Origin of the sequence: Lelliottia nimipressuralis (assembly GCF_041464075.1) — a bacterium.
Taxonomy (GTDB): Bacteria; Pseudomonadota; Gammaproteobacteria; order Enterobacterales; family Enterobacteriaceae; genus Enterobacter; species Enterobacter nimipressuralis.
In genome coordinates this window covers 3,257,581-3,282,149 of the sequence record NZ_CP167172.1, presented here as the reverse complement: position 1 = coordinate 3,282,149, position 24,569 = coordinate 3,257,581, and the positions used below count along the sequence as shown (strand labels likewise).

Below are 24,569 nucleotides of genomic sequence, written 5' to 3'. Positions count from 1 at the left end.
TTATGCGTTTGTTATCAACTCCTGCCTTTTTTGTTGCCACACGTGTATGTTTACCTCTCAGACCTTTATCGAAATCAATAAATCGGAGCATTTAAACCCGGAAACTTGATTCGCTCAATTAATAAACTTACCATTCATTCAGCCAATTATTCGCCTGGGAAATAGCGCCTTGCTAAGAATGAAAAGTCACCTACGTAATAATTTACAATTATTTATGCTAGCGCAAATCTTGTGCCTGGTGATTGTTCCTTTTTCTCGCTACATTTCCCCTAAAACCTTTCTGGATGGTCATTACGTCTATTTAGCCTGGCTGCCGTTGAGCGTGATGCTGGCAGTGATCTTCTTGTTTGGCCGTCACGCTATTCTTCCCATTATTTTCAGTTTTGCGTTAACGAATCTCTATCAGTTTCAGTTAACCATACTTCAGCAGGTCGTTATCCTCTTTTGTCAGACGGCGTCGGTGTTTGCAGCCTGCGGCGTGGTGCGCGTCCTGCTGGGCAGGCGCTGGCGATTCGGGCTACCTAACCAGCATATCGGGATACGCATTTTCTGGCTGGGATTCGCCATTCCCCTCGGCATAAAAGTGTCGATGTACTTAGCCGGTTATTTCTTTGATTTCCCTCTTTCCCTTTCAAACTTCTTTGGCGATGGGACACCAATTTATAACATTGTGGATATACAGAGCCTGTTTTGTGCCAGCCTGATATTTACGATGATGTTCTATTACCCCTTAAGAATGATAATTAATCCCCGCTATGCCCGTACCTTCTGGTTACGAAGCATTAAGCCGTATCTTATTCAAAATAATCCCGTATTTGCATTACTCTGGCTGATGAGTTTGTCGCTGGTGATGCTGATCTTGTGCGCGCCAATTGAAGAAAACTATATCTCCGGGTATCTGGTCCCCCTCATATTTATTCTTTTTACCGTCGCGATTAGTCGGATGAGCTACGCGCTTGTTTCCCTGAGCTGGGCAATTTCCGTTTTCTTGCTGCTGACCTATAACAAAAACTTTCTGAATGGCGTGCAGAACGGCTACGCGCTGGCATTTGTCCTGTCGGTCCTGATCTCTTTCGCGATCTGTTTGATGTACATGTCGCGGATCTATCACCGCAGTGAGTGGCTGAAGCAAGGCTGGCACGAAAGGGCGCTAACCGATCCGCTCACTGGTTTAGCCAATATGCGCGCCCTGGAAGACTATTTGCAGCACTATCCGGATGCCAAAATCTGCTGTCTGCGTATGGGAAATCTGGGGTTTCTTAGTCGCCATTACGGGATGTTGATGCGCATTTACTGTAAGCGAGCCATTACCTCGTCAGTTCAGCCGTTACTGCAGGCGAACGAAAAATTCTTCCAGCTGCCGGGCAGTGAATTGATTCTGGTGCTGTCAGGCCCGGACACCGGAGAGCGTCTCCAGCACATCGTCGATCTGCTGAACAGCCGCAAGATTTACTGGAACAACACCGGGCTGGACATCGAGTTTGGTGCAGCCTGGGGAGAGCTGGAAGGGCAGGATGGCGAAAACCTTCACCATACGCTTGGACAACTGAGCTGGCTCTCAGAGCAATCCTGCGTCACGCACAGAGTGCTGGCGCTGACGAATAGCGTTGAGAGAGTTTCAGGGCAAACGACGGAGCGCGTCTTAATGCTGAGCCGGGTAAAACGGGCGCTGGAGGAGGGGGGCGTGCGTCTGTATGCTCAGCCCATTCAGAATGCTGCGGGTGAGGGTTACCACGAAATCCTCACCCGACTGGAGAGCGACGGCGAAATCATTACCCCCGATCGTTTCATCCCGCTGATTGCCCAGTTCAACCTGAGTCATCGTTTTGACCTCTGCGTGGTGGAAAAGGTGCTTGTCTGGCTGAGCACCCATGCCACGCCGCCAAACAGTGCGCGTTTTTCTGTCAATCTGATGCCGATGACGCTCAATCAAAAAGACGTCGCCGCCGAAATCATTGCCCTGTTTGAGCGCTACGCCATCGCGCCGCAGGCAGTCATTCTGGAGGTCACGGAAGAGCAGGCCTTCTCGGACTCAGAATCCAGCATCCAGAATATCCAGCAGATGCGCGAGTATGGTTTTAAAATTGCGATTGATGATTTTGGTACGGGATACGCTAACTACGAACGGCTAAAACGCCTGCAGGCTGACATCATCAAAATCGACGGGTGTTTCGTAAAAGATATCTGTACTGACAGCATGGATGCGACGATTGTGGCGTCGATTTGCAATCTGGCGAAGACCAAATCCCTGTATGTGGTGGCCGAATTTGTTGAAACACCGGCGCAACGACAGCTGTTGCTTGAGATCGGGGTCGATTATCTGCAGGGGTATTTGATTGGGAAACCGCAGCCGCTTGCCGAACTGGAGGCGTAAAAAAGCCGGGGGCACAAACCCCCGGCTTTTTTATTTCTGATTACAGTACCAGTGCAGCGATAGACGCAGACAGTACGCTCACCAGCGTTGAACCGTAAACCAGTTTCAGGCCGAAGCGAGAAACCACGTTACCTTGCTCTTCGTTCAGACCTTTAATCGCACCAGCGATGATGCCGATGGATGAGAAGTTAGCGAAGGAAACCAGGAACACAGACAGAATGCCTTCCGCGCGCGGAGAGAGCGTGCTGGCAATTTTCTGCAGATCCATCATGGCAACGAATTCGTTGGAAACCAGTTTGGTGGCCATGATACTGCCCACCTGCAGCGCTTCGTGAGCCGGAACACCCATCACCCATGCAACAGGGTAGAAGATGTAGCCCAGAATGCCCTGGAAGGAGATACCCAGCACAGCGGCGAACAGGGCGTTCAATGCAGCGATCAGGGCGATAAAGCCAATCAGCATTGCGGCCACGATAATCGCCACTTTGAAGCCTGCCAGAATGTATTCGCCCAGCATTTCGAAGAAGCTCTGGCCTTCGTGCAGGTTAGACATCTGGATATTTTCTTCGCTGGCGTCAACGCGGTACGGGTTGATCAGCGACAGCACGATAAAGGTGCTGAACATGTTCAGAACCAGCGCAGCCACCACGTATTTTGGTTCCAGCATTGTCATGTATGCGCCCACGATAGACATGGATACAGTAGACATTGCGGTAGCCGCCATGGTGTACATGCGGTTGCGGGACATTTTGCCGAGGATATCTTTATACGCGATAAAGTTCTCGGACTGACCCAGAATCAGGGAGCTGACTGCGTTGAAAGATTCCAGTTTACCCATGCCGTTGACTTTGGATAACAGGAAACCGATCGCGCGAATCACAACCGGCAGAACGCGGATGTGCTGCAGGATACCGATCAGCGCAGAGATAAAGACGATTGGGCAAAGCACTTTCAGGAAGAAGAACGCCAGGCCTTGATCGTTCATGCTGCCGAAGACAAAGTTCGTCCCTTCGTTAGCAAATCCGAGCAGTTTTTCGAACATCTCGGAGAAGCCTTTCACGAAGCCCAGGCCTACGTTGGAGTTCAGGAAGAACCACGCAAGTAAAACTTCAATGACGAGCAGCTGTACAACATAACGAATACGAATGTTTTTGCGGTCTGTGCTGACCAGCAATGCAAGTGCAGTAACGACAACAAGTGCCAGGACAAAATGAAGGACGCGGTCCATATTTGCTCCAAATATGAGGCAGGTTTAATTTCCGTGCACATTCTATGTAACAAGCACAAAGAAAACGAGATCAAGACCACACTATAGTTACATCCTGTGACGAGTCTCAAAAATAGTGATCAACCATACATTTCCGTTATGTTATGTAAATGAGTGAAAAGTTACGTTTGTGTGCTACGCTTCACAAATGACTGCGCGATTTCACGCTCTGTGAGATCGTTTCATTGCATCCGCCCCACCTATCGTTCAGAGCTATCAGAGAAATCACTATAAACCTTCTAAATGATCTTGATAATCATTCTCATTTTGATAGCATGAAACATAGCAAAGGCTATATTTCCAGAGGCAGAAATGACAAACAGTCGCGTAGAGGGTAGCAGTGGCAGAGCAGCGCGCAAGCTGAGGTTTGCGTTAATGGGACCTGCGTTCATCGCTGCCATTGGCTATATCGATCCAGGTAATTTTGCGACCAACATTCAGGCCGGGGCGAGCTTTGGCTACAAATTACTGTGGGTAGTGGTCTGGGCAAACCTGATGGCGATGCTCATTCAGGTGCTCTCCGCAAAACTGGGGATCGCGACGGGGAAAAACCTCGCTGAACAGATCCGCGATCACTATCCGCGTCCGGTGGTGTGGTTTTACTGGGTGCAAGCCGAAATTATCGCCATGGCCACCGATCTGGCGGAATTTATCGGCGCGGCCATCGGCTTTAAACTGATATTGGGCGTGTCGCTACTCCAGGGGGCGGTGCTCACCGGGATCGCCACTTTCCTGATTTTAATGCTGCAGCGCCGTGGTCAAAAACCGCTTGAGCTGGTGATTGGCGGCTTGCTGCTGTTTGTCGCCGCGGCCTATATTGTCGAGCTGATCTTCTCCCAGCCAAATCTGGCGCAGCTGGGTAAAGGCATGATTATTCCTACTCTGCCGACGTCAGAAGCGGTCTTCCTCGCGGCGGGCGTACTGGGTGCGACCATTATGCCGCACGTGATTTATCTGCACTCCTCGCTGACGCAGCACGCCCACGAGGGCTCACGCCGGGAGCGTTATTCGGCTACCAAATGGGATGTCGGTATCGCGATGACCATCGCCGGGTTTGTGAATCTGGCGATGATGACGACGGCAGCAGCGGCTTTCCATTTCAGCGGCCACACCGGTATCGCCGATCTCGATCAGGCTTATCTGACGCTCGAACCACTTCTCAGCCACGCGGCGGCGACTATTTTTGGTCTGAGCCTGGTTGCAGCGGGCCTCTCGTCAACGGTGGTCGGGACGCTGGCAGGGCAGGTGGTCATGCAGGGATTTGTGCGTTTCCATATTCCCCTGTGGGTACGCCGCTCCGTGACGATGATGCCGTCGTTTATTGTGATCCTGATGGGGCTGGACCCGACGCGTATTCTGGTGATGAGCCAGGTGCTGTTGAGCTTCGGTATCGCGTTGGCGCTGGTGCCGCTGCTGATCTTTACCAGTAACCAGACGCTAATGGGCGATCTGGTGAATACCCGGCTGGTCAAACGTATCGGCTGGATTATCGTGGTGCTGGTGGTGGCCCTGAACCTGTGGCTGCTGATTGGGACTGCGCTGGGCCTGTAAATTATCAGAGATGAAAAAAGGAGCCTGTTGGCTCCTTTTTGTATTGAGTGATGTGTACTTAGTGATGGTGACCACCGTGTCCATGGCCGCGTCCATGACCCGGTCGGCCACGACGATCGTCCCGGTCGCTCCAGCCTTCGCGGTAGCCGCGTTCATAGGCTTTGCGGTTATCCCAGCCACGGTGACGGCCATTATCGTGCCTCCACCAGCGGTCTTTTCGCCATTCATAGTTGCGGTGCCAGTAATCACGGTCGCGCCAGCCACCGCCGTCCCAGTAGTTACCATAATTGTCACGATCGCCAATTTGTAATTTTACTGATGGCAACAGGGTGATTTCGCCCGCATTAGCGACCAGCGGTGCTGAAGCCATTAATACAGCTGCAAGAATCAGTGACCTGAACATTCTCTTCTCCTTCACGATCGGGGCCGTAGACGGCCTGTTAACGCAATATTACGGGGCCGTAAAGCCCCGTTTAATCGCCTCAACTCCTAATTCATGGAGGGGAGCACTTTTTGCTAAAAACGGTTTTATTTTGACCGGCTCAGGATCGCGTGAATCGCATTCAGCTCGTCAGCGGTAAAGTGGAGATTTTTCAGTGTGCCGACCGCATCTTCGATTTGCGCCGTTTTGCTGGCACCAATCAGTACCGTGGTAACTGCGTCATGGCGTAGCACCCAGGCGAGCGCCATCTGCGAGAGTTTTTGGCCCCGGCTTTCTGCCAGCGCGTTCAGCTCGCGAACCTGGCTGATTTTCTCTTCGGTGATCTGATCCGGGTTCAGGAATCGGCTGCCGCTGGCGGCGCGTGAATCCGCTGGAATCCCATTCAGATAACGGTCCGTCAGTTGCCCCCCGGCCAGCGGAGAGAACGGAATACAGCCGACCCCTTTTTCCTGCAGTACGGACAGTAGCCCTTGTTCAGGCGCCCGCTCAAACATCGAGTATTTAGGCTGGTGGATCAGGCACGGCGTGCCAAGATCGTCCAGGATCTCAATCGCCTCTCGCGCCAGTTCTGCCGGATAATTCGATAAGCCGACATACAGCGCTTTTCCCTGTCGCACGACGTGGTCGAGGGCTTTCATCGTCTCTCGCAGCGGTGTTTCCGGGTCCGGGCGGTGGTGATAGAAGATATCCACATATTCCAGCCCCATACGTTTCAGGCTCTGATCCAGGCTGGCAATCAGATATTTACGCGAGCCCCAGTCACCGTAGGGACCATCCCACATGGTGTATCCCGCTTTCGTCGAGATAATTAATTCGTCGCGGTAAGGCTGAAAATCCTCCCGAAAAATGCGACCAAAGTTTGATTCTGCGGAGCCGGGAGGTGGGCCATAGTTATTGGCCAGATCGAAGTGGGTGATGCCAAGCTCAAAGGCCCGCTGTAAAAGTTGACGACTGGTGTCAATTAAGGTGGTATCGCCAAAGTTATGCCATAAGCCGAGTGAAATGGCGGGCAGCTTCAGACCGCTCTGGCCGCAACGACGATACTGCATTGACTGATAACGCATTTTATCCGCATCAAAAACCATGCTCAGACCCTCTTACCGGAAATAATCCATCAGTGTATACGTTTACACTCACGCGCAGTAAATCAGATTACACCGCCATTTTCCGTAAAACATTCTTTCCAGTGCCTTCTTACTGCCATTCCTGGACAGTCATCACGCTTCTTTAATACTCAAAGTGAGGTCAACGTCAGAAGGACACCTGTTATGCGAACCCCCTATTGCGTCGCCGATTACCTGCTGGAACGACTAAAACACTGCGGCGCTGAACATCTGTTCGGCGTGCCAGGCGACTACAATTTGCAGTTTCTCGACCATGTTATCGACAGCCCCGACATCCGCTGGGTGGGCTGTGCCAACGAATTAAACGCCGCCTATGCCGCCGATGGCTATGCTCGCTGCAAGGGCTTTTCCGCACTGCTCACCACCTTTGGCGTGGGGGAGTTAAGCGCCATGAATGGCGTTGCCGGCAGCTTTGCGGAGTATGTGCCGGTACTGCATATCGTGGGCGCGCCGGGGAGTGCCGCCCAGCAAAAAGGCGAACTGCTCCACCACACGCTGGGCGACGGAGAGTTCCGTCATTTCTATCGGATGAGTGAGCCGGTGACCGTGGCGCAGGCCATTCTCACGGAGCAAAATGCCTGCTATGAAATCGACCGCGTGTTGTCGATCATGCTGCGGGAACGTCGCCCGGGGTACCTGATGTTGCCTGCAGACGTGGCAAAAAAACCGGCCACACCGCCTGTAAACGCTCTCACCGAACGTACCTCTCACGCCGATAGCGCCTGTCTTAAAGCCTTCCGCGATGCGGCGGAAGCACGCATCGCTGGCAGCAAACGAACCGCATTGTTGGCCGATTTCCTGGTACTGCGTTACGGCCTGAAAGCGCCGCTGCAGAAATGGGTGAATGACACCCCGATGGCCCACGCCACCATGCTGATGGGCAAAGGGATCTTTGACGAACGTCAGCCCGGTTTTTACGGCACCTACAGCGGCTCGGCGAGCGCGGAGGGGGTGAGAGAGGCGATTGAAGAGGCCGAGACTATCATCTGCGTCGGCACGCGTTTCACCGATACGCTGACAGCCGGATTTACCCACAATCTTCCTGCGGCCCGCACGATCGAAGTTCAGCCGCACGCCGCCCGCGTGGGTGAGAGATGGTTCACCGGGATTCCGATGAGCAAAGCGGTCGAGATCTTATCCGCGCTGTGTAAACAGCATGTCAAAGATCACGCCGCGCCGTCTCGCCAGGCACCGCTCGAACATCACTATCATGAGGGCACGCTCACGCAGGATAATTTCTGGCACACGCTGCAAACCTTCATTCGTCCCGGCGACATTATTCTCGCCGACCAGGGCACCTCCGCGTTTGGTGCGGCAGCGCTGCGCCTGCCTACAGATGTGAACTTTATCGTTCAGCCGCTGTGGGGGTCGATTGGTTACACGCTGGCGGCCGCTTTCGGCGCGCAAACGGCGTGTCCGGACCGGCGGGTGATCGTCCTGACCGGCGACGGCGCGGCACAGCTGACTATTCAGGAGATGGGTTCGATGCTGCGCGATAATCAGCATCCAGTAATTCTGGTGCTCAATAACGAAGGCTACACCGTTGAGCGGGCGATCCACGGGCCGAAACAGCGCTATAACGATATCGCGCTGTGGAACTGGACGCAGCTCCCGCAAGCCCTGAGCCAGAATGGTCAGGCTGAGTGCTGGCGGGTGAGCGAAACGGTCCAGCTGGCGGAGATCCTTGAGAAGGTCGCGCACAGCGAAAAATTGTCGCTGATCGAAGTGATGCTGCCCAAAGAGGATATTCCTCCGCTGCTGAGCGCCATCACTCAGGCACTGGAGGCGCGAAATAGTGCCTGACTATTTCTTCGGTCGCCAGGCCATCAGCATCGGTTTGCCCGCCAGCAGGAGCCAGGCGGGCAACATCACAATGCAAAGCAACGGCAGCAGATTGGTATCCGGCACCACGACCACCGCCATAAACAGGCTTAGCCACGCATCGCGGGTGACTACCAGCACAAAACCCAAAATTGAGCAGGAAACGGTAATTGCCGCCGGAACTGCATCGACGTGCTCATGCAGCATCAGGCCCAATGCCACGGCGATAAACACCGCCGGGAAGATCCTCCCACCGCGAAAGCCGCACGCGGCGGCCACGACCACCGCAGCCAGTTTCACCACCGCAAACAGGAAATAGTCTGACACGCTAAACACCTGGCTGAACGCCATCTGCTGCATCTCGTCCAGCCCCTTAAACAGGGTAATCGGCCCGCCAATAGCCCCCAGAATGCCCAGCAAAAATCCGCCCACGCTCAGAATTAGCACCGGGTGTTTCAGTTTGTGCACCAGCAGGTGCAGACGCGGCAGGCACCAGACGGCGACCATACCCAGCGCGATGGCGATGGCGGCAACAATCGCGCCGCTGAAAATATCGGCCAGCTGCATGTGTCCGTAGTGGGGGATGGGCAGCGAAAAGTGAGGCTGGAAGAACAGGCTGGTGGTCAGTGCCCCGGCAGCAGCGGCCATCAGTGGGGCGAAAAGGCGATCCCACAGTGGCACGTCGTTATCAGAACTCAGGGTTTGAGAAAAAATAAGTGCGGCGGCAACGGGGGTACCAAACAATGCGCCGATGGTTCCCGCTGACGCCAGTATGGTCCAGTCCAGCGCGCCGACGCGCGGCAGGATGCGTGCGCCGAGGTACACCGCAAGGGCGATATTCACCGCCATGATCGGATGCTCTGGCCCGAGGCTCACGCCGCCCGCGAGGCCAATCACCAGCGCAAGAATCAGGCCCGGCAGCGCCATCGGATTGACCGGCGCACCGATGAGCGGCTCCAGCGCCGGATCGGGACCGGCGTGTCCTGGACTAAAGCGAATCACCAGACCGACGGCCAGCCCGGTCAGGGTTAACATCAGGATGATCCACGCCGGAGAACTCACATCAACACCCAGCTGCCCCGGAAGCGTAGACCACAATAACGTCTGCAGCACCGAGGCGATTTTCATCACCACGATTAACACCAGACTCGACGCAATACCAATAATCAGCGCAGGTATTGCTAACAGCAGCATGGTTCTGGCGCGCGGATGGAGCATGATGATTTCCTTGTACAAAAATAATTAGCATGACTTTGCACAATCAGGTTGACGGCAATAGTGCAAAAGGTGCTGAAACGGTAAAGTTATTCTGTGACGAAGATCGATAATCCTGGGCCACTCGCCTTCAGGCCGTTGTTGTTATCACGCCTTGAACTTACAGTGTTCCAAAGATTTATTCTGACTTTAGCGGAGCAGTAGAAGAATGACAAAATATGCTTTAGTAGGCGATGTGGGCGGCACCAATGCCCGGCTGGCGCTATGCGATATTAATACCGGTGAAATCTCTCAGGCAAAGGCCTATTCAGGGCTGGATTATCCAAGCCTCGAAGCGGTAGTTCGCGTCTATCTGGATGAGCGTCAGGTCAGCGTCGAGGATGGTTGTATCGCCATTGCCTGCCCGATTACCGGTGACTGGGTGGCGATGACCAACCACACCTGGGCCTTTTCCATTGCCGAGATGAAAAAGAATCTCGGTTTCGCTCATCTGGAAATTATTAACGATTTTACGGCCGTTTCTATGGCGATCCCGATGCTCAAGCCTGAACATCTGATTCAGTTCGGCGGGGCCGAGCCGGTTGAAGGAAAGCCGATTGCCGTTTACGGTGCGGGGACCGGTCTTGGCGTTTCGCACCTGGTTCACGTCGATAAACGCTGGGTGAGCCTGCCGGGCGAGGGCGGTCACGTTGACTTTGCGCCAAACAGCGAAGAAGAGGGCATTATTTTGCAGGAGCTGCGCGCCGAGCTGGGGCACGTTTCCGCCGAACGCGTGCTCTCCGGACCTGGGCTGGTCTATCTTTATCGTGCGATTGTGAAATCCGATGGGCGTCTGCCTGAAAACCTGCAGCCGAAAGATGTCACCGAGCGCGCGCTGGCCGATAGCTGCACCGACTGTCGTCGTGCGCTGTCGCTGTTCTGCGTGATCATGGGGCGCTTTGGCGGCAACCTGGCGCTGAATCTCGGCACCTTTGGCGGCGTCTATATCGCTGGTGGAATAGTGCCGCGCTTCCTCGAGTTCTTTAAAGCGTCTGGTTTCCGCGGCGGTTTTGAAGACAAAGGGCGTTTCAAAGCGTACGTGCAGGATATCCCCGTTTTCCTGATCGTGCATGACAACCCAGGCCTGCTGGGTTCTGGCGCGCATCTGCGTCAAACGCTGGGGCAGTATCTCTGATTACATCTCGTCGCCCTCTTCTTTCTGGAGAGGGCGTCAAAAATGCATTAATTGCCTGAACTCTTTCACCTTGCTGCGACTCACCGGCACCTGAAAATCCAGATCCTTCAGCCGTAAAATATAGGTATTGTTAAACCAGGGTTCGATTTCGCGGATCTTATTGAGATTGACGCAGAACGAGCGGTGACAGCGGAAAAAGTGCGAGGCGGGGAGTTTGGCGCAAAACTCGGTGATATTCATCGGCATGACAAATGAATCCCGGCGGGTATAAACAAACGTCATTTTTTCGTGCGCTTCCGCATAATAAATATCATCCATCGGCGTGACGATAATCCGCTCATCCTTGATGAGATTCAGGGTGTCATTTTCGCGCGTGGCGGTGGGCGCAGGGCTGACAGCCGGGCTGTTTTGCTGCTGCCAGGCCAGCTCCAGTTTTTGCAGCATGCTGACAATGCGCGACTCCTGATAGGGCTTCAGAATGTAGTCGAACGCTTCCAGCTCAAAGGCTTCTACAGCATGTTCTTTCCACGCGGTGACAAACACAATAAACGGCTTATGGGCGAACTGATTGATATTTTGCGCCAGCAGCACGCCGTCCAACGACGGGATATTGATGTCCAGAAAAATGGCGTCAACGCGGTTATGCTGCAAAAATTTCAGCACGTCCAGCCCATCCTCAAAGGTGCCCACGATCTCCATCTGGCTGTGTTCTTTGATCAGCCAGCTTAATTCTTGTTGGGCGAGGATCTCATCTTCCACAATGATGACTTTCATCGGTCACTCCGTTTAAGGCAACAACAGCGTCTGGGTATGAACGGGAAGCCGTTCATTAGGGACGTAAAAAGCGATTTCCGTGCCAGGCTCAAGGCGACGGATATGCAGCCCTTCGCCGTACAGTAATTTTACGCGGTGATGCACATTCAGCAGACCAATTTTATTGCCTGGCATTTCGTTCGATTCCACGCGCGCAATCACGTTGGGATCGATGCCGTGGCCGGTATCGCGCACCGCCACCCTCACGCGATTCCCGCACTCTTCCACGCTAATGGTCACCACGCCTTTGCCTTTACACGGCTGGATGCCGTGAACGATGGCGTTCTCCACCAGCGGCTGGATCAGCAGGCTTGGGATCACGCAGTGCACCTCTTCATCGATATCGTAGATAACCGTGAGCTTATCGCCAAAGCGCGCCTGCTCAATCGCGATGTAATCTTTAATCTGGTACAGCTCTTTTTTGATGTCGATCTGCTCATCGTCTTTCAGCTCAATGTTGTAGCGCAGATAGCGCGACAAATTGAAAATCAACTGACGGGCGGTGTCCGGATTCATGCGAATCGACGAAGAGATGGCGTTAAGGGCGTTAAACAGAAAATGGGGATTGATCTTACTTTGCAGCGCGCGCAGCTCTGCCTTATTTGCCATTTCCCGCAGCTGCTCAGCGCGCGACACCTCCAGTTGAGTGGAGATAATCTGCGACAGGCCAATCGCCATCTCCTGTAAGGAAGAGGTGATCTGGTGCGCGTGGCAGTAGTAAATTTTCAGCGTGCCGGTCACCACGCCTTTCTCCCACAGTGGAATAACCAGCATGGAGTGAATTTCAGGCGTCCGATGTGCCTCATCATTGTTTTTAATGATGATTTTACCGTTATTAAGCGCCTGGCGCGTGGTCGGGCTGATAGTATCGTCATTATCGCGGTAGTTATCTTCTCCCACGCCAACATAGGCCAGAACGTGATCGATATTGGTGATGGCGACCGCATCAGCGTGGATATCGCGGCGAATAATATCGCAGACCTGACGCAGCGACTCCGCGTTGACATGGCGGAACAGCGGCAGCGTTTTATTGGCAATATCGAGCGCCAGCTTTGCCTGACGTGCGGCGCTGGCCTCTTTTTCCCCCTCAACGCTCTGCACCAGCAGTACGATAAAGCCAATGCAGACGCTGCCGAGAATCATCGGAATGCCGATTTTGGAGACGATATCCAGCCCCAGCTCAACCGTGGGCGCCCAGGCCACCACGAGGATCATGGTGAGGGTTTCGCACAGCATCCCGGCGGCGATCCCCGCTCGCCAGTGCTGTTTTTTTGAGATTTTACGGTTGATCCAGCCGGACAACGCGCCTGCGATAATGCTGGTGATAAAGCAGGGGATCGCCGTGACGCCGTCGATATCAATCAGATAGCGGTGCGTACCGGCAATAATGCCGGTGATAATTCCCACCCACGGGCCAAACAGAATGCCGCCCGACATGACGGCGATAATGCGCACGTTGACCAGCGAACCTTCCACCCGCACGCCGGACCAGGTGCTAAACAGGGCAAACAAAGAGAAGATTGCCGTGACGGCCAGCAGCTCTTTCGGTGAGTGGGCGGATTTGTGCAGAAGCTCGCGAAAGAGCCGGATGCGGATCAGGAAGAAGAGACAAATCAGCATTAATGCCGCGCGATCGAAGACCGCCAGCAGCATATTGAATATTTCGTGCACGAGTGAACCTGGGAAAACGGGAAAAATCTATGATAGGAAACCTTGCGCACAATGACCAGACATCCCTCTGATTTCTCAAATGGGGAAAAGCCCTCCATTTCAAAGGGGATTGCACTTTTTTGCCTGGATACGTCGCGGGTTAGCCATCAGCGGCAGACTGTTTGTAAATCCATTGATATCATTGAGTTAAAAAATGGTATCGCCAACGCAGTTTTGTCGAATCGACTTCCGCTTTTAGCCGAAACACCCTTCCTGTTTTAAGGGACTCATTATTTTTTCACTCCCCTCTCGACAGTCGGATTTGAATCAGGCTATTTTCTAAGCACGCCACATTCGTGGCAGCGTCGCTCGGACGGTCCGGGCGCTAACGTGAATCTGAGGAATCTATGGCTGAATTCAGTCCTGAACGCCGTTTTACGCGTATCGATCGTCTCCCCCCTTATGTTTTTAATATCACTGCTGAACTGAAAATGGCTGCGCGTCGGCGCGGCGAAGACATTATCGATTTCAGCATGGGTAACCCTGACGGGCCAACGCCGCCGCACATCGTTGAAAAACTGTGCACCGTGGCGCAGCGCCCGGATACACACGGCTACTCCACCTCTCGCGGGATTCCGCGTTTGCGTCGGGCAATCTCCCGCTGGTATCAGGATCGCTATCATGTGGATATCGATCCCGAAAGCGAAGCCATCGTTACCATTGGTTCGAAAGAGGGGCTGGCGCACCTGATGCTGGCGACGCTCGATCACGGTGATACGGTGCTGGTGCCCAACCCGAGCTATCCAATCCATATTTATGGTGCGGTGATCGCAGGGGCGCAGGTTCGCTCCGTGCCGCTGGTGGAGGGCGTCGACTTTTTCAACGAACTGGAACGCGCGATTCGTGAGAGCTACCCGAAACCGAAAATGATGATCCTCGGATTCCCGTCGAACCCAACGGCGCAGTGCGTCGAGCTGGAGTTCTTCGAGAAAGTGGTCGCGCTGGCGAAGCGCTATGATGTGCTGGTGGTGCACGATCTGGCGTACGCCGATATCGTCTTTGACGGCTGGAAAGCGCCTTCCATAATGCAGGTGCCAGGTGCGCGCGACGTGGCCGTGGAGTTCTTCACCCTGTCAAAAAGCTACAACATGGCTGGCTGGCGTATCGGCTTTATGGTTGGCAATAAAACGCTGGTCAACGCGCTGGCGCGAATCAAAAGCTATCATGACTACGGCACCTTTACGCCGTTGCAGGTCGCGGCGATTGCTGCCCTGGAAGGCGATCAGCAGTGCGTGCATGACATCGCCGCGCAGTACAAACGCCGCCGCGATGTGCTGGTGAAAGGCCTGCACGAAGCGGGCTGGATGGTCGAGGTGCCGAAAGCCTCTATGTACGTCTGGGCCAAAATCCCGGAGCACTATGCAGCAATGGGGTCGCTGGAGTTTGCGAAAAAGATGCTGCAGGATGCCAAAGTCTGCGTCTCACCGGGCATTGGTTTCGGTGACTATGGCGATACCCACGTTCGCTTCGCACTTATCGAAAACAGCGACCGCATTCGTCAGGCGGTGAGAGGTATTAAAAGCATGTTCCGCGCCGACGGGTTATTGCCGGTGGAAAAGAAGAGTTCGACTGAATCTGACTAGTCGGATTTTGCATAAAAAAACAGGAGCCAATGGCTCCTGTTTTTTTAACTGTATTTTCTTCGCTCAGATCATCAGGGCAAAGGTTCCGGCCCACACTAAAACAATCACCGAAATGCCCATAAAGAAATATTTCACGTTCATCGCTCCGCGCATCAATAGATACGCCATAAAAAAACAGAGTCCAACTGAGTATAGAGAGCTGAAATCAGACCAGACCGGAAATAAGAATTATCCCGCTACGTCGATGACACCAGCCCAGAATTCTGTGCGTTCCTATTGCCAGACGGCGCTAATGTACGCCTAAATATGGGGGGTGACAAGAGGCATTTTTTTGTATCATTTCCGTAACTTACGAGTGTCGTGGAACGGCGACAGTATAATTTCGCAGCGTAATAAAACAGGTTGAGCGAAGGCGAGAATGGAAAGTAACGGCGGGTGATTACAGGTGACTGAAAAGGTTAGTTTCTTAGGGAAACTAACCTGATAAAGAGACTAGATATAGAGGGAGGTTTCGCCGACAGGGCGGGTCTTAAACCGGCGATGCACCCACAGATACTGCTCCGGCGCGCGCATGATTTCGCTTTCGATCACTTTATTAATGTACGTCGCGGCTTCGCGCTCATCCTGTGGGTAATTATGCAGCTCAGGAGAGATAAACAGACGATAGCCAGACTTATCGGCTTTTCTGACCATGGTCACCGTCAGCATCGGCGCACCAGAAAGACGCGAGATAACGAATGTCCCGTTCGTGGTGGCGACATCTTTCACCGCGAAGAACGGGGCGAAACTGCTGCCTTTACGCCCATAATCCTGATCGGGCGCGAACCATACCGCTTCTCCTTTCTTCAGGGCATTCACCAGCCCACGCAGGTTGTTGCGGCTGATCATCGCTTTGTTCGAGCGCATACGGCCGCGCGTCTGTACCCATTCCATCAGCAGATTGTTATGCGGGCGATAGGTCGCCATCATGGGCTGGCAAAGCCCCATCACGCGGCCACCCAGTTCCAGCGACATAAAATGCACGCCGATCACCATGACGCCACGATTTTGCGCCTGAACCTGTTTCAGGTTTTCCAGCCCTTCAACGTCGAACCATTTACGCACGCGCTCGTCCGGCCAGAACCAGGCCATACCGGTCTCCAGCAGCGCCATTCCGATGGATTTGAAGTTTTCAGCGATCAGCTTCTCGCGCTGTTCGACACTGTAATCAGGAAAACAAAGCTCAAGGTTTCTGCGGGCAATAGACTCCCGACGCTTCAGAAAAACACGGGAAGCGCTGCCTAAACTTGAGCCAAGAATTTGTATAGCGGGGTAGGGCAATTGAACCAGCACCCAAAGCAGGCCAAGGCCAAACCATGTGAGCCAGTAACGTGGGTGTAAAAATGCACTTTCGAATTTGCATTGAGACAAAGTAGTGAACCTATGTGAAGCCAGAGAAGGTAGCGCAAACATTGCGTTACAACGTGCTGATTTAGACCGTAGTTTTGGATTATCGTTGCAGGCCTTACCCAACTTTACGGCGCTGCCAGACCACTTTCGGTACAAGGCGGGCTGCGTAGATTAGCACCCTTATACGCGCTTTTCTATGACTTGTTTTTACTGGAAAAAGGCCGAATCAGGAATCGTTTCAGTTAAGTGTATCTCATGGGGGAAAAGCCGTGGCGGTGGATATTTCATGGGAGAGCGTGCATTGATCTGGGCAGGAAAGTGTCCCCTGCAGGAATCGCATTTGGTGTGTATGTTTATTGTAAAATATGGTTATTTTACTGTTCAATAACTATTTGGGCCCCCGAAAGGGCCCCCAAATGCATTCCCCTAGATTTGGAAATTTGAACAGAAATAATCAACTGTCTTTTAGCATTTTTCATTTTCGTGCAGATAACATTCCAGGATAGTGCCGGGCAATGATGCCATTCAGCTTATCAACCAGTTCTGGTCGTTTGAACGTAATGTATGCTGTTCCCTTCTGAAAATACTTAATCGCAAACATCTCATCCTCATACCGGTTGCAATGTCTGTTCTCATGGATATGGTCCCCTAATCGACGGGTCATGTCAGCACGGTTGTCGGGAACCAGCTTACCATCGAGAAGCATCAACATGCGCTCAAGGTCCGCTAACCGGTCACGCTGCCAGCCCCAGTTAAGCCCAAATCCCCACCGGTCGCATTTGACCAATCCGCTAACGATTATTTTCGCGCCAAACCTGCAGGGCGAATTCGTCTTAAAATCCCACGATAAGCTTTTGAACACATTTATAACTCCGCGCTCAAACACCTCACCTTTGTTCAGATGCAGTTGTTCAAAGGTGCTCAGGATATTGGCTTCACTGACAGCCGGAATATCGTCCTTTTCAAGACTGCTGTACCACTGCTCACGGGCCTGGGCATCCATAATCGACAGCATCCCTGATTGCTTCATTAAATCCCGCCATATACTGCGATCGAGATTGCGTGTAATGGCTTTCATCGCCGCTTCTCTTTTTTCCATGAGCCAGCAGCCGCAGCGGAAGTCCTGCTTCATGGCCCAGTCCAGGGCCGTTTTACCGCCGATGCTGCGGGTCAGCGATGAGATATCGTCCAGTTGCTGAATGAGCACTTCAATCTGCGTAAGTGCGGCGTTACGTCCTGTGACGATACGTTCAATACTGGTAGAGCAAATCACGTCAGTATGGCCGGTTAAAACGTCTGGTTCGGTGAGGGTAAGGTCTGACATCATTTCTTTCCTTATATAAAGTAAAGCGCCAGCCGATGAGGGCTGGCGCTTATGGGGGTGTGATGCTTCGAAGGCTAATCAGTGCTGGCCTGTTGCAGAAGCTGAAGATGACGGAGATCGCGAACGTCCCTGAGCACCTGTTCAGTCCAGGGCAACAGTGTTGCGGAGTCGGTATTGTCATCGTCGTTGTCGAAGATGAGCTCCGTATCACGGCTGATATTGTCCTGCAGCCAGTCAATCAGAATGTTGAGAGCCGCTTCGGTGGTTAATTCTGGCACGCGAAAACCTTATGGGGATTGAGGTTGAGCTACCAGTCAAACGTAGCGAAGCCCGGCAGCACTTCGCCAAAGGCGTCTAGATGAACAATGCCAGCGGCGTAGCGACGTATAAGCGTCACCACCAGGCGACGACAGGTTTTCGACAGACCCAGGCGTTTGAGCCGCAAGACCGGAAACGACCACGCACCCAGGTAAAGCAGATAACCTGAGCCGGTGTACAAAATCCATTCGCAGTCACCAAAATCTTCATGCTGATGTGAAAGGGTAAACAACAGAGTATTGTCGGCTTCGGTGATATGGGCGGTGCTGCACTGGATGCCGTTTATGCGGGTGACTCCCGGGAGAGTATCTTCAACAATCAGCTTTCCGGGGGCATCAGCAATGCGAAGCGAATAACCGTTCTGGTTCACCACATTGATTAGGTCAGCTAGTTCAATACCGTCAATATCCACGGCAATCCGGCCCATGTTGAGGGCCAGAACGTTGATAGCATCTGCTTCCACTGTGAGGGAGAGTTTCATTGCTGCACCTCGTGATAGTTGCCGGTGGTGATATCGGTCACCACTTTGTAATCGTTGCGGGTCATCAGCCCGGTAGCTTTACGGGCGCGGAGAATATCGATATTGCTGACAAGCGGTGATTGTTCTTCGATACTGAAACCACGCTGATCGGTACGTACCAGATCGTACTTTTCCACGATAAAATTGACCGCGTCGCACAGTGATATTCCGGCGTCGATATGCTCCTGAATCACGTCATCGCTGCCAAAGGGCGTGTCGTTTAACGTCAGACCGTAGTGACGACCCAGCAGGTGGCTCAGAAGTCGCTGCCAGATTTCTACCGGCGACGGACGCGGCTGAGCCTCCCGAGTGGAGGATGGTTGCTGGTTTTGCATTGTTTACTCCGGTAAGAACAGAAAACGCCAGGGGGTTATACGGTTGTAGCGGGCGTTGGATAAATCGCAAGATAGATGTACCCGTGCGAGCCGAGGCTATCGGCCTCGCATGTCAGCCCTTTCGCATGCAGCGTGACGCCGTGCTGATGGCGGGGATTCAGTTCACCGGAAACCAGCATCAGTTCAAGTTGTTTCAAAAGCACAGGGAATGCCTGATTGAGATGGCGTAAATCCGCCTCGCTGAACGTCCCGGTGATGCTGGCGCGGTCAGCCAGGTAATGCAACTGGTTGCCCTCCTGTACCAGTCTCGCGCCAAAACAGGGCATGCTGTTGCGTCTCAGACCCCACCAGGGTTCGGCAATATCGTGCGTTGTTGTGGGTGTTTTATTCGACAACTGAAGTACTCCTTAAACAGGTGTTAGTTGAGCGTGACACTGCGTAAGACGACATACGGACCATTTGTCTTTCCCGGTACAGTAGCGAAACAACCGGGACTGCGGATGCTGGCGGTAAATCGTCATTACCTGGCGTTTACTGATGATTTTCAAAGCCAACCTCTCTCAGAAAAGGAGACGATTTCCATTCCGCCCACCACCAGGTGGTCCAGCAGACGAATATCAACCAGTCCCAGTGCCTGCTGAATACGCGTAGTGACCTGACGGTCGGCATTGCTGGGTTCGGCAACCCCTGACGGATGGCAGTGCGCCACAATGACGGCGGCACAATTATGCTTCAGCCCCGCTTTCACCACTTCACGGGGATGCACCTGCGTATGGTTGATGGTGCCGGTGAAGAGCGTTTCATGCGCTATCAGGCGATGCTGGTTATCGAGGAAGAGCGCGGTAAATTCTTCGCGCTCCAATGAAGCGAGCTGCAGACGCAGCCAGTCGCGGACGGCATTGCTGGACGTAAATATCGCGCCGGGTTCGCGTAGCTGGTGTTCCAGCAGAGTTAATGCTTCCCGGACAGTTTGCTGCTCTGAAGGGGGTAATTCACGGGCAAATAGCGGGAGTTGTTGTTCCATAGCAGCTTACCTCAGTCGATGATGTGCATGATGGCACTGCATTCAGGATGCGCCAGCGCGTAGTCCCGCAGGCGGTAATAGTGCTCCGTCGTGGCGTCGCATTCGGTGCGCATGGCGTGGTGGCTGTAAGTCATCAGACAGACGGCAATCCCGGCGGCTTCAGCGCTGAGTTCACCGCCGTTACCGTTCATGCTGTTGAACAGCGACCAGGGCTCATCGTTCTCTGCTTCCGGCGCCATAAATGCGCCGCCGTTGCTCAGCGAATAAAAGTTCCATATGCCCCCGCAGTAGTCTGCACAGAAGCGGTCCATCCAGGCGAAGACGGTCGGTTCGAGGATTATCCACTGCGGTATGCGTCCGAAGTGCTGCGGCCAGAAGCCGATGCGCTGCTCATCCGGTATAAGCGTAGCGGTCAGGACGGGCGGGGTGTTATCAGCAACAGGTTGCGGCAGTAACAGGGAAGTCTCGTTAAGATTAATGATGTCGGTCATTTGCGTTTTTCCTTGTGCATGAATGCGTTGAATGGCGATAAAGGGTTGACGATGGATTGAGGTGGCGTGATGCGGATGTTTATTTGCCGAGTAAATCCATCATGTTCTCGGCCATGACCCAGAGTGCGCGGTTGAGCTTTACGTCGCCGTCGATGCCGTTAACGGCGCGGGTGTGGCTGCGTTTGCCCTTCGCGGTACGTCCGGGCAGACCGCCTTTCAGCAGGTTCTCCTGCAGTCTCTGGTAGGTTGTCCACAGGTCGTTCTGCCTGTCTTCATAGCGTCGGGGTGTCAGTATCTGGGATGCCGTGACTGGCTGGTGTTCTTCGCCAAAACGGTATGTCAGCGCCGCTTCGGCCAGGGCGTGTTGTGCTGGCGGTGGTAGTTGAAGTAACTGCATGGCCTCGCGCTTCGCTTCCACCCGGTCAAAAACGCTGAGCACCTCATAAGCGCCCTCAATCACTTTCCCGACGATATCGCCACGGTGCGGCACTCTGATTTCACCAAACGACTGCCCGCAGACGAGGCTGTTGGTACACACACTTCGGAAAATCCCCGGCAATAATTGAAAACTCGACGCGCCATCGTGACTGTTTAAAATAATAATTTCAGGCACGTGCTGACCGTTTATCTGACCCGCCCGGCGTAAGCGCAGCAGGTGCTTTGTGTGCTCACGACGATCAGGGTCCCGAACGCGTGACTGGCAGGCAAAGAACGGCTGGAATCCTTCGCGCTGCAGGTTTTCCAGCAGGGTGATGGTCGGGATATAGCAGTACCGGTCTGAGCGTGATGTGTGTTTGTCTTCGCTGAAGACGCTGGGGACATGCTGCATCAGTTCTTCACGGGTTAAGGGACGATCGCGGCGTATCTGGTTCGTCCGTCCAAAACGGCTGGCTAAGCGCATGGTCAATTCCTTATGGTTGATGTAACGGCATAAACAAAAAAGCCATGTGCCCCGAAGGGAACATGGCCTGTTGGTGTGGTTGGCATTTGGGCGAGGCCCGTGGTGAGTCAGTCACCGGGGATACCGTGGCTGAGCAGATAACGGTTAAGCCATTCCCCGGCACCGGCTTCAAAATTCCACGCCCGCCAGAGTAATTGTTCCTCGTGGTCGCGAATGACCAGCCGAAAATGCGTCCCCTGGTCATCTTCTATGGCGACGTTCTGATACGCCGCTACCACGACATCGGCCTGCCTGCGGGTAAACGGACCGGACGGTAGGGGGGTATCGTCGGTGTTGTGCATCGTCATCTCCTGATGAATGACCGAAAACAAAATGCCCCGCTCAGTGAGCAGGGCATCAACGGGAGGCTCCTGGTGTGGCGATAAGCTGCAGTATCTGCTCCATCAGCGCTGCGATTAAGGCACCTGCCAGCAGGGCTGCCGTCTGTCTGGCGATATAAATGCTGTCTTCGTCGTAACCTGCTTCGCGAAAGTGGTCTTCCACAAACTGCTGTGCCCGACTGCTGGCGAAACATATCAGTATCTGGCCCAGTGCAGAGACCAGTATGTTGAGTAATGTCATTGAGTTAAATCTCAGAGGGGACCCGGACGGATGGGGGCATTCACGGATGCCCCTGCCGGGTAAATAGAGGAGAGCTGAGTTACTGCGGTGACGGAGACTCCGGCGGCATGGGGATCTGACCATGAATAATCCGGTGTTTCGCCAGTGCCTGCGGCATGTCGTTGATGCAGTACGTGATGTAGAAGACATTGAAGAGTACGGTGTAGAACGCATTCATTCTGAGGTCGAAGCGGAAGGTGTTCAGCGCATAGTGTCGCAGTGCGGCTCTGGCCTTAAAGGCCCAGACGATATACATCACGCCACAAGCGAGCGACAGAATGCCGCTCAGTACCAGCAGCGTGTCACTGCCCGTGTCGTAACCCGCCAGGTCCGGTGAGGCCATCACACCGAACTGTCGACTGAGACCAAAACAGACGGCGAGCCAGATGATAAACAGGTTGCCACAAACCGGATACCCGGTGGTGTCGCTGATGATGTCCTGCTTTTTATACAACCACAGTAACGGCCAGATGCCGCAGGTAGCGACAGTGAGCAGCACAAAAGTGAGCGTTGGTGTTGCCAGTCGCTGGCTGAGTGTCGAGATGTCGGTCATATCGTATTGTCCTTGATTGATTTTGCTGTAAACAGGGGGAAATCATGCTGAAGGGGAGTCACCCGGCGGTGAGTGTCGTGCATTCGGGCATATCAGCCAGAACCTTGTGGACGTTTCCGGCTGAAGGGGAAAAATGCCCCACCTTTTTTTCGTTGACGTAAATCTCAAACGAGGTTGCCTTTCTGATGGCATCAATGAACGAGAGCCAGGCGTTGTCGCCGTTACGCCAGCCCAGAGATGACGGCAGCGGGAATGGCTGGTCATCCGTGACGACGGTGATGGCGGTTTTCTCATCCTGTGAATCGGCACCACTGCCGTCAGGCAGGGTGAGCATGACGTGATGCTGCAGGATGTTCTGGTCGTCAGGGTTGCCGGTGCAGTTGAGATTCAGCATGACGTTTTCCGGGCTGGTGATGATGTACTCGGTGACGCCCATACCGAAGCCACTGCTCCACATATTGGAAACCGCGTGTGCCGTGATGGCAAAGGTCAGTAATCCTGCTGACAGGATGGCGTGCATGAATCGCATGGTGTTCTTCCTTCTGAGTCAAAAATGTTGTTGAGGGTCAGCCGTGATACATGAGTTGTTTACCCACGGCGATAAGTCCGGCCAGCCAGCCGATACACTGTGGTCCCACAAGCCAGAACAGACGGGCCTTGAGCAGCCCGGTCATGCCTTCACTGGTGTATACCGCATCCGGCATCAGCCACAGCCGCAGAGATGCACCGATGGTCATACCGGCGCCTGGCCCCAGCGTCATCCAGAACAGATACCCCATCCCCTGACCAAAGCTGCGAATTTCGCCTGTACTTCCGAACACGTTAAACAGCACGATCACAAGCGCGATGGCGAAGGCAATCGCGAAATATTTAATGACAAGCGCCATGTTAAGATTTCCTTATTTTCTGCACTGCTGAGCGGCACTCAGCAGGTTGTCCATGAAGCGCAGGGGGACATAACCGTACTGCTGGTTCATTTTCTCCAGCTCCCCGTGCGTGTATTTCGTTTTGAGGTTATCCCAGATGCATCCGCAGACGGCGGTAGTACCACCGCCGGATTTGCATCCCTGAATAAACTCGCGTTCATTTTTGTCGCCACAGCCGCTCAGGGTTGCGGCAGACAACAGCAGGGTGAAGAGCAGCAGAGGGCCTGCGACAGGTTTCACGATTTGACTCCTTTGGGTCTGGATGGATGTTCAGGATGTTGTTCCCTGAAGGTGTGAATGACATCACTGATAAAGCGAAAGTGGGGCAGTGCGCTGATAAATCCCTCTTCAGTAATGAGCGAACTGATTTCGCTCCGGCGACGGAAGGTTTGCTCTGAAAGTGAGGCGGAGATAATGTCTTCCAGCCGGAACACCCGCAGGCTCCCCCGGCAGCAGACGACCAGATACCAGTGCTGATGCCGGTAAATCAGGCGGTAAGGCTCCTGCTCATCGTGACGGACACCACCGACCAGCAGACTGACCACCCGGTGATGGCAAATGGCTTCGGCCAGGCGGTGAAAACTGTCAGCGTGCGTCCATGCTGGCGGTGAGTCGTGCCAGATAAAGCAGGGCGAGGTGCCCGTTTCATTCATCAGCAGGTGCATCAGTTGCCGGTTCTGCGACGGGATTATGCGTGCAATACCGGTACTGCGGGCAAAGGAAACGGCCCCCGGAGAGTGATCGCGCGTGGCGCTCTCACTGAGCCGATACGTGCCGTTCTCCCCGATAATGTCGAGGTGGACCAGACGCTGATGTAAGTCACGACGCAGGGTGCGTATCGATACACCAAACTCACGGGACAGCGTCTGAAGGGACAACGTTTCTCCGGCCATTAACCGGCTGATAATGACCGACAATCTGACGGCCAGCCGGTCATAGCGAGCCTCTTCATCGGGTCGTTGCATGGACGCTCCGTGTGAGATAAATAGGTTGATATTTCATGCGGTTATTATGCAGGAGGGGAGGGACACGTTATGTCCGTCCCCGTAAGGGC

Annotated in this window: 28 protein-coding genes and 1 pseudogene; 5 read left to right on the top strand and 24 right to left on the bottom strand. The window is 53.7% G+C overall.

The window, feature by feature from the left end; all coding sequences use genetic code 11:
• Positions 1–178 precede the first annotated feature (178 nt).
• Positions 179–2,374 (top strand): EAL domain-containing protein, encoded by a 2,196-nt coding sequence (locus ACB496_RS15720; RefSeq protein ID WP_371973045.1) that lies wholly within the window; start codon positions 179–181, stop codon positions 2,372–2,374.
• A 40-nt stretch (positions 2,375–2,414) separates the two neighbouring features.
• On the opposite strand, the gene nupC is transcribed toward ACB496_RS15720, so the two are convergent.
• Entirely contained in the window at positions 2,415–3,602 is a 1,188-nt protein-coding gene (gene nupC, locus ACB496_RS15715; RefSeq protein WP_100779389.1) for a nucleoside permease NupC, read from the bottom strand.
• 351 nt (positions 3,603–3,953) lie between these two features.
• Between nupC and ACB496_RS15710 the strand changes: the two genes are divergently transcribed.
• Positions 3,954–5,192, top strand: a complete 1,239-nt coding sequence (locus ACB496_RS15710) for an Nramp family divalent metal transporter (RefSeq protein ID WP_371973044.1) — start codon at positions 3,954–3,956, stop codon at positions 5,190–5,192.
• A gap of 58 nt (positions 5,193–5,250) precedes the next feature.
• Here ACB496_RS15710 and ypeC read toward each other — a convergent pair whose 3' ends face one another.
• A complete protein-coding gene (gene ypeC, locus ACB496_RS15705; RefSeq protein ID WP_100779391.1) occupies positions 5,251–5,595 on the bottom strand; it encodes a DUF2502 domain-containing protein YpeC in 345 nt (114 codons plus the stop codon).
• 125 nt (positions 5,596–5,720) lie between these two features.
• Positions 5,721–6,719 (bottom strand): L-glyceraldehyde 3-phosphate reductase, encoded by a 999-nt coding sequence (gene mgrA, locus ACB496_RS15700; protein WP_371973043.1) that lies wholly within the window; start codon positions 6,717–6,719, stop codon positions 5,721–5,723.
• A 183-nt stretch (positions 6,720–6,902) separates the two neighbouring features.
• Between mgrA and ipdC the strand changes: the two genes are divergently transcribed.
• On the top strand, positions 6,903–8,561 hold the full coding sequence (ipdC, locus tag ACB496_RS15695; protein ID WP_371973042.1) for an indolepyruvate decarboxylase: 1,659 nt from the start codon (positions 6,903–6,905) through the stop codon (positions 8,559–8,561).
• Here ipdC and ACB496_RS15690 read toward each other — a convergent pair whose 3' ends face one another.
• A complete protein-coding gene (locus ACB496_RS15690; RefSeq protein WP_371973041.1) occupies positions 8,562–9,797 on the bottom strand; it encodes an ion channel protein in 1,236 nt (411 codons plus the stop codon).
• Positions 9,798–10,002: 205 nt separating this feature from the next.
• On the opposite strand from ACB496_RS15690, the gene glk reads away from it, so the two are divergent.
• Entirely contained in the window at positions 10,003–10,968 is a 966-nt protein-coding gene (gene glk, locus ACB496_RS15685; protein ID WP_123427158.1) for a glucokinase, read from the top strand.
• A gap of 36 nt (positions 10,969–11,004) precedes the next feature.
• Here the strand turns inward: glk and ACB496_RS15680 are convergent, their stop codons facing one another.
• Entirely contained in the window at positions 11,005–11,742 is a 738-nt protein-coding gene (locus ACB496_RS15680; RefSeq protein WP_371973040.1) for a LytR/AlgR family response regulator transcription factor, read from the bottom strand.
• A 12-nt stretch (positions 11,743–11,754) separates the two neighbouring features.
• Positions 11,755–13,452, bottom strand: a complete 1,698-nt coding sequence (locus tag ACB496_RS15675; protein WP_371973039.1) for a LytS/YhcK type 5TM receptor domain-containing protein — start codon at positions 13,450–13,452, stop codon at positions 11,755–11,757.
• Positions 13,453–13,838: 386 nt separating this feature from the next.
• Here ACB496_RS15675 and alaC point away from each other — a divergent pair, with 386 nt between their 5' ends.
• Positions 13,839–15,074 carry an alanine transaminase gene (gene alaC / locus ACB496_RS15670; RefSeq protein ID WP_100779399.1) on the top strand — a complete coding sequence of 412 codons (1,236 nt, stop codon included), beginning with the start codon at positions 13,839–13,841 and terminating at the stop codon, positions 15,072–15,074.
• A 63-nt stretch (positions 15,075–15,137) separates the two neighbouring features.
• Here the strand turns inward: alaC and ypdK are convergent, their stop codons facing one another.
• The 18 genes and pseudogenes from ypdK to ACB496_RS15580 all read right to left on the bottom strand — a co-directional run bounded on the left by ypdK (position 15,138) and on the right by ACB496_RS15580 (position 24,480).
• On the bottom strand, positions 15,138–15,209 hold the full coding sequence (gene ypdK, locus ACB496_RS15665; protein ID WP_099458937.1) for a membrane protein YpdK: 72 nt from the start codon (positions 15,207–15,209) through the stop codon (positions 15,138–15,140).
• Between the two features lie 357 nt (positions 15,210–15,566).
• Positions 15,567–16,526, bottom strand: a complete 960-nt coding sequence (gene lpxP, locus ACB496_RS15660) for a kdo(2)-lipid IV(A) palmitoleoyltransferase (protein ID WP_100779400.1) — start codon at positions 16,524–16,526, stop codon at positions 15,567–15,569.
• A gap of 412 nt (positions 16,527–16,938) precedes the next feature.
• On the bottom strand, positions 16,939–17,787 hold the full coding sequence (locus ACB496_RS15655) for a DUF4942 domain-containing protein (protein ID WP_371975248.1): 849 nt from the start codon (positions 17,785–17,787) through the stop codon (positions 16,939–16,941).
• 74 nt (positions 17,788–17,861) lie between these two features.
• Positions 17,862–18,065 (bottom strand): hypothetical protein, encoded by a 204-nt coding sequence (locus ACB496_RS15650; protein WP_371973038.1) that lies wholly within the window; start codon positions 18,063–18,065, stop codon positions 17,862–17,864.
• A 29-nt stretch (positions 18,066–18,094) separates the two neighbouring features.
• On the bottom strand, positions 18,095–18,586 hold the full coding sequence (locus ACB496_RS15645) for a DUF5983 family protein (RefSeq protein ID WP_371973037.1): 492 nt from the start codon (positions 18,584–18,586) through the stop codon (positions 18,095–18,097).
• A complete protein-coding gene (locus ACB496_RS15640) occupies positions 18,583–18,960 on the bottom strand; it encodes a TA system toxin CbtA family protein (RefSeq protein ID WP_371973036.1) in 378 nt (125 codons plus the stop codon). Before ACB496_RS15640 ends, ACB496_RS15645 begins: the two co-directional genes overlap by 4 nt.
• Before the next feature lie 35 nt (positions 18,961–18,995).
• The gene (locus ACB496_RS15635; RefSeq protein WP_371973035.1) at positions 18,996–19,355 is read right to left on the bottom strand and encodes a type IV toxin-antitoxin system YeeU family antitoxin; all 360 of its coding nucleotides are present in this window, start codon (positions 19,353–19,355) and stop codon (positions 18,996–18,998) included.
• Between the two features lie 42 nt (positions 19,356–19,397).
• Positions 19,398–19,508, bottom strand: a pseudogene (locus ACB496_RS15630) (DUF987 family protein); the annotation flags it as partial.
• Entirely contained in the window at positions 19,505–19,984 is a 480-nt protein-coding gene (radC, locus tag ACB496_RS15625) for a RadC family protein (protein WP_371973034.1), read from the bottom strand. The gene radC and the pseudogene ACB496_RS15630, both read right to left, overlap by 4 nt.
• 11 nt (positions 19,985–19,995) lie before the next feature.
• Positions 19,996–20,475 carry an antirestriction protein gene (locus ACB496_RS15620; protein WP_371973033.1) on the bottom strand — a complete coding sequence of 160 codons (480 nt, stop codon included), beginning with the start codon at positions 20,473–20,475 and terminating at the stop codon, positions 19,996–19,998.
• Between the two features lie 79 nt (positions 20,476–20,554).
• Positions 20,555–21,376: a DUF932 domain-containing protein gene (locus tag ACB496_RS15615; RefSeq protein WP_371973032.1), complete on the bottom strand. Its 822-nt coding sequence runs from the start codon at positions 21,374–21,376 to the stop codon at positions 20,555–20,557.
• A gap of 107 nt (positions 21,377–21,483) precedes the next feature.
• Positions 21,484–21,717, bottom strand: coding sequence for a DUF905 domain-containing protein (locus ACB496_RS15610; RefSeq protein WP_371973031.1), 234 nt, complete (start codon positions 21,715–21,717; stop codon positions 21,484–21,486).
• 55 nt (positions 21,718–21,772) lie between these two features.
• Positions 21,773–21,997 (bottom strand): hypothetical protein, encoded by a 225-nt coding sequence (locus ACB496_RS15605; RefSeq protein WP_371973030.1) that lies wholly within the window; start codon positions 21,995–21,997, stop codon positions 21,773–21,775.
• Between the two features lie 79 nt (positions 21,998–22,076).
• Positions 22,077–22,589 (bottom strand): DUF4234 domain-containing protein, encoded by a 513-nt coding sequence (locus ACB496_RS15600; RefSeq protein WP_371973029.1) that lies wholly within the window; start codon positions 22,587–22,589, stop codon positions 22,077–22,079.
• Between the two features lie 58 nt (positions 22,590–22,647).
• Complete coding sequence (locus ACB496_RS15595; protein ID WP_371973028.1) at positions 22,648–23,118, bottom strand: hypothetical protein; 471 nt, start codon at positions 23,116–23,118, stop codon at positions 22,648–22,650.
• Positions 23,119–23,155: 37 nt separating this feature from the next.
• The gene (locus ACB496_RS15590; RefSeq protein WP_371973027.1) at positions 23,156–23,476 is read right to left on the bottom strand and encodes a hypothetical protein; all 321 of its coding nucleotides are present in this window, start codon (positions 23,474–23,476) and stop codon (positions 23,156–23,158) included.
• Between the two features lie 12 nt (positions 23,477–23,488).
• A complete protein-coding gene (locus ACB496_RS15585) occupies positions 23,489–23,755 on the bottom strand; it encodes a hypothetical protein (protein WP_371973026.1) in 267 nt (88 codons plus the stop codon).
• A complete protein-coding gene (locus ACB496_RS15580; protein ID WP_371973025.1) occupies positions 23,752–24,480 on the bottom strand; it encodes a helix-turn-helix transcriptional regulator in 729 nt (242 codons plus the stop codon). Before ACB496_RS15580 ends, ACB496_RS15585 begins: the two co-directional genes overlap by 4 nt.
• Positions 24,481–24,569: the final 89 nt, after the last annotated feature.

Excerpts from the sequence above, each read along its gene's own strand:
- ACB496_RS15720 (WP_371973045.1), top strand. The coding sequence starts at position 179 with ATGAAAAGTCACCTACGTAATAATTTACAATTATTTATGCTAGCGCAA.
- nupC (WP_100779389.1), bottom strand. The coding sequence starts at position 3,602 with ATGGACCGCGTCCTTCATTTTGTCCTGGCACTTGTTGTCGTTACTGCA.
- ACB496_RS15710 (WP_371973044.1), top strand. The coding sequence starts at position 3,954 with ATGACAAACAGTCGCGTAGAGGGTAGCAGTGGCAGAGCAGCGCGCAAG.
- ypeC (WP_100779391.1), bottom strand. The coding sequence starts at position 5,595 with ATGTTCAGGTCACTGATTCTTGCAGCTGTATTAATGGCTTCAGCACCG.
- mgrA (WP_371973043.1), bottom strand. The coding sequence starts at position 6,719 with ATGGTTTTTGATGCGGATAAAATGCGTTATCAGTCAATGCAGTATCGT.
- ipdC (WP_371973042.1), top strand. The coding sequence starts at position 6,903 with ATGCGAACCCCCTATTGCGTCGCCGATTACCTGCTGGAACGACTAAAA.
- ACB496_RS15690 (WP_371973041.1), bottom strand. The coding sequence starts at position 9,797 with ATGCTCCATCCGCGCGCCAGAACCATGCTGCTGTTAGCAATACCTGCG.
- glk (WP_123427158.1), top strand. The coding sequence starts at position 10,003 with ATGACAAAATATGCTTTAGTAGGCGATGTGGGCGGCACCAATGCCCGG.
- ACB496_RS15680 (WP_371973040.1), bottom strand. The coding sequence starts at position 11,742 with ATGAAAGTCATCATTGTGGAAGATGAGATCCTCGCCCAACAAGAATTA.
- alaC (WP_100779399.1), top strand. The coding sequence starts at position 13,839 with ATGGCTGAATTCAGTCCTGAACGCCGTTTTACGCGTATCGATCGTCTC.
- lpxP (WP_100779400.1), bottom strand. The coding sequence starts at position 16,526 with ATGTTTGCGCTACCTTCTCTGGCTTCACATAGGTTCACTACTTTGTCT.
- ACB496_RS15655 (WP_371975248.1), bottom strand. The coding sequence starts at position 17,787 with ATGTCAGACCTTACCCTCACCGAACCAGACGTTTTAACCGGCCATACT.
- ACB496_RS15645 (WP_371973037.1), bottom strand. The coding sequence starts at position 18,586 with ATGAAACTCTCCCTCACAGTGGAAGCAGATGCTATCAACGTTCTGGCC.
- ACB496_RS15640 (WP_371973036.1), bottom strand. The coding sequence starts at position 18,960 with ATGCAAAACCAGCAACCATCCTCCACTCGGGAGGCTCAGCCGCGTCCG.
- radC (WP_371973034.1), bottom strand. The coding sequence starts at position 19,984 with ATGGAACAACAACTCCCGCTATTTGCCCGTGAATTACCCCCTTCAGAG.
- ACB496_RS15620 (WP_371973033.1), bottom strand. The coding sequence starts at position 20,475 with ATGACCGACATCATTAATCTTAACGAGACTTCCCTGTTACTGCCGCAA.
- ACB496_RS15615 (WP_371973032.1), bottom strand. The coding sequence starts at position 21,376 with ATGCGCTTAGCCAGCCGTTTTGGACGGACGAACCAGATACGCCGCGAT.
- ACB496_RS15610 (WP_371973031.1), bottom strand. The coding sequence starts at position 21,717 with ATGCACAACACCGACGATACCCCCCTACCGTCCGGTCCGTTTACCCGC.
- ACB496_RS15605 (WP_371973030.1), bottom strand. The coding sequence starts at position 21,997 with ATGACATTACTCAACATACTGGTCTCTGCACTGGGCCAGATACTGATA.
- ACB496_RS15600 (WP_371973029.1), bottom strand. The coding sequence starts at position 22,589 with ATGACCGACATCTCGACACTCAGCCAGCGACTGGCAACACCAACGCTC.
- ACB496_RS15595 (WP_371973028.1), bottom strand. The coding sequence starts at position 23,118 with ATGCGATTCATGCACGCCATCCTGTCAGCAGGATTACTGACCTTTGCC.
- ACB496_RS15590 (WP_371973027.1), bottom strand. The coding sequence starts at position 23,476 with ATGGCGCTTGTCATTAAATATTTCGCGATTGCCTTCGCCATCGCGCTT.
- ACB496_RS15580 (WP_371973025.1), bottom strand. The coding sequence starts at position 24,480 with ATGCAACGACCCGATGAAGAGGCTCGCTATGACCGGCTGGCCGTCAGA.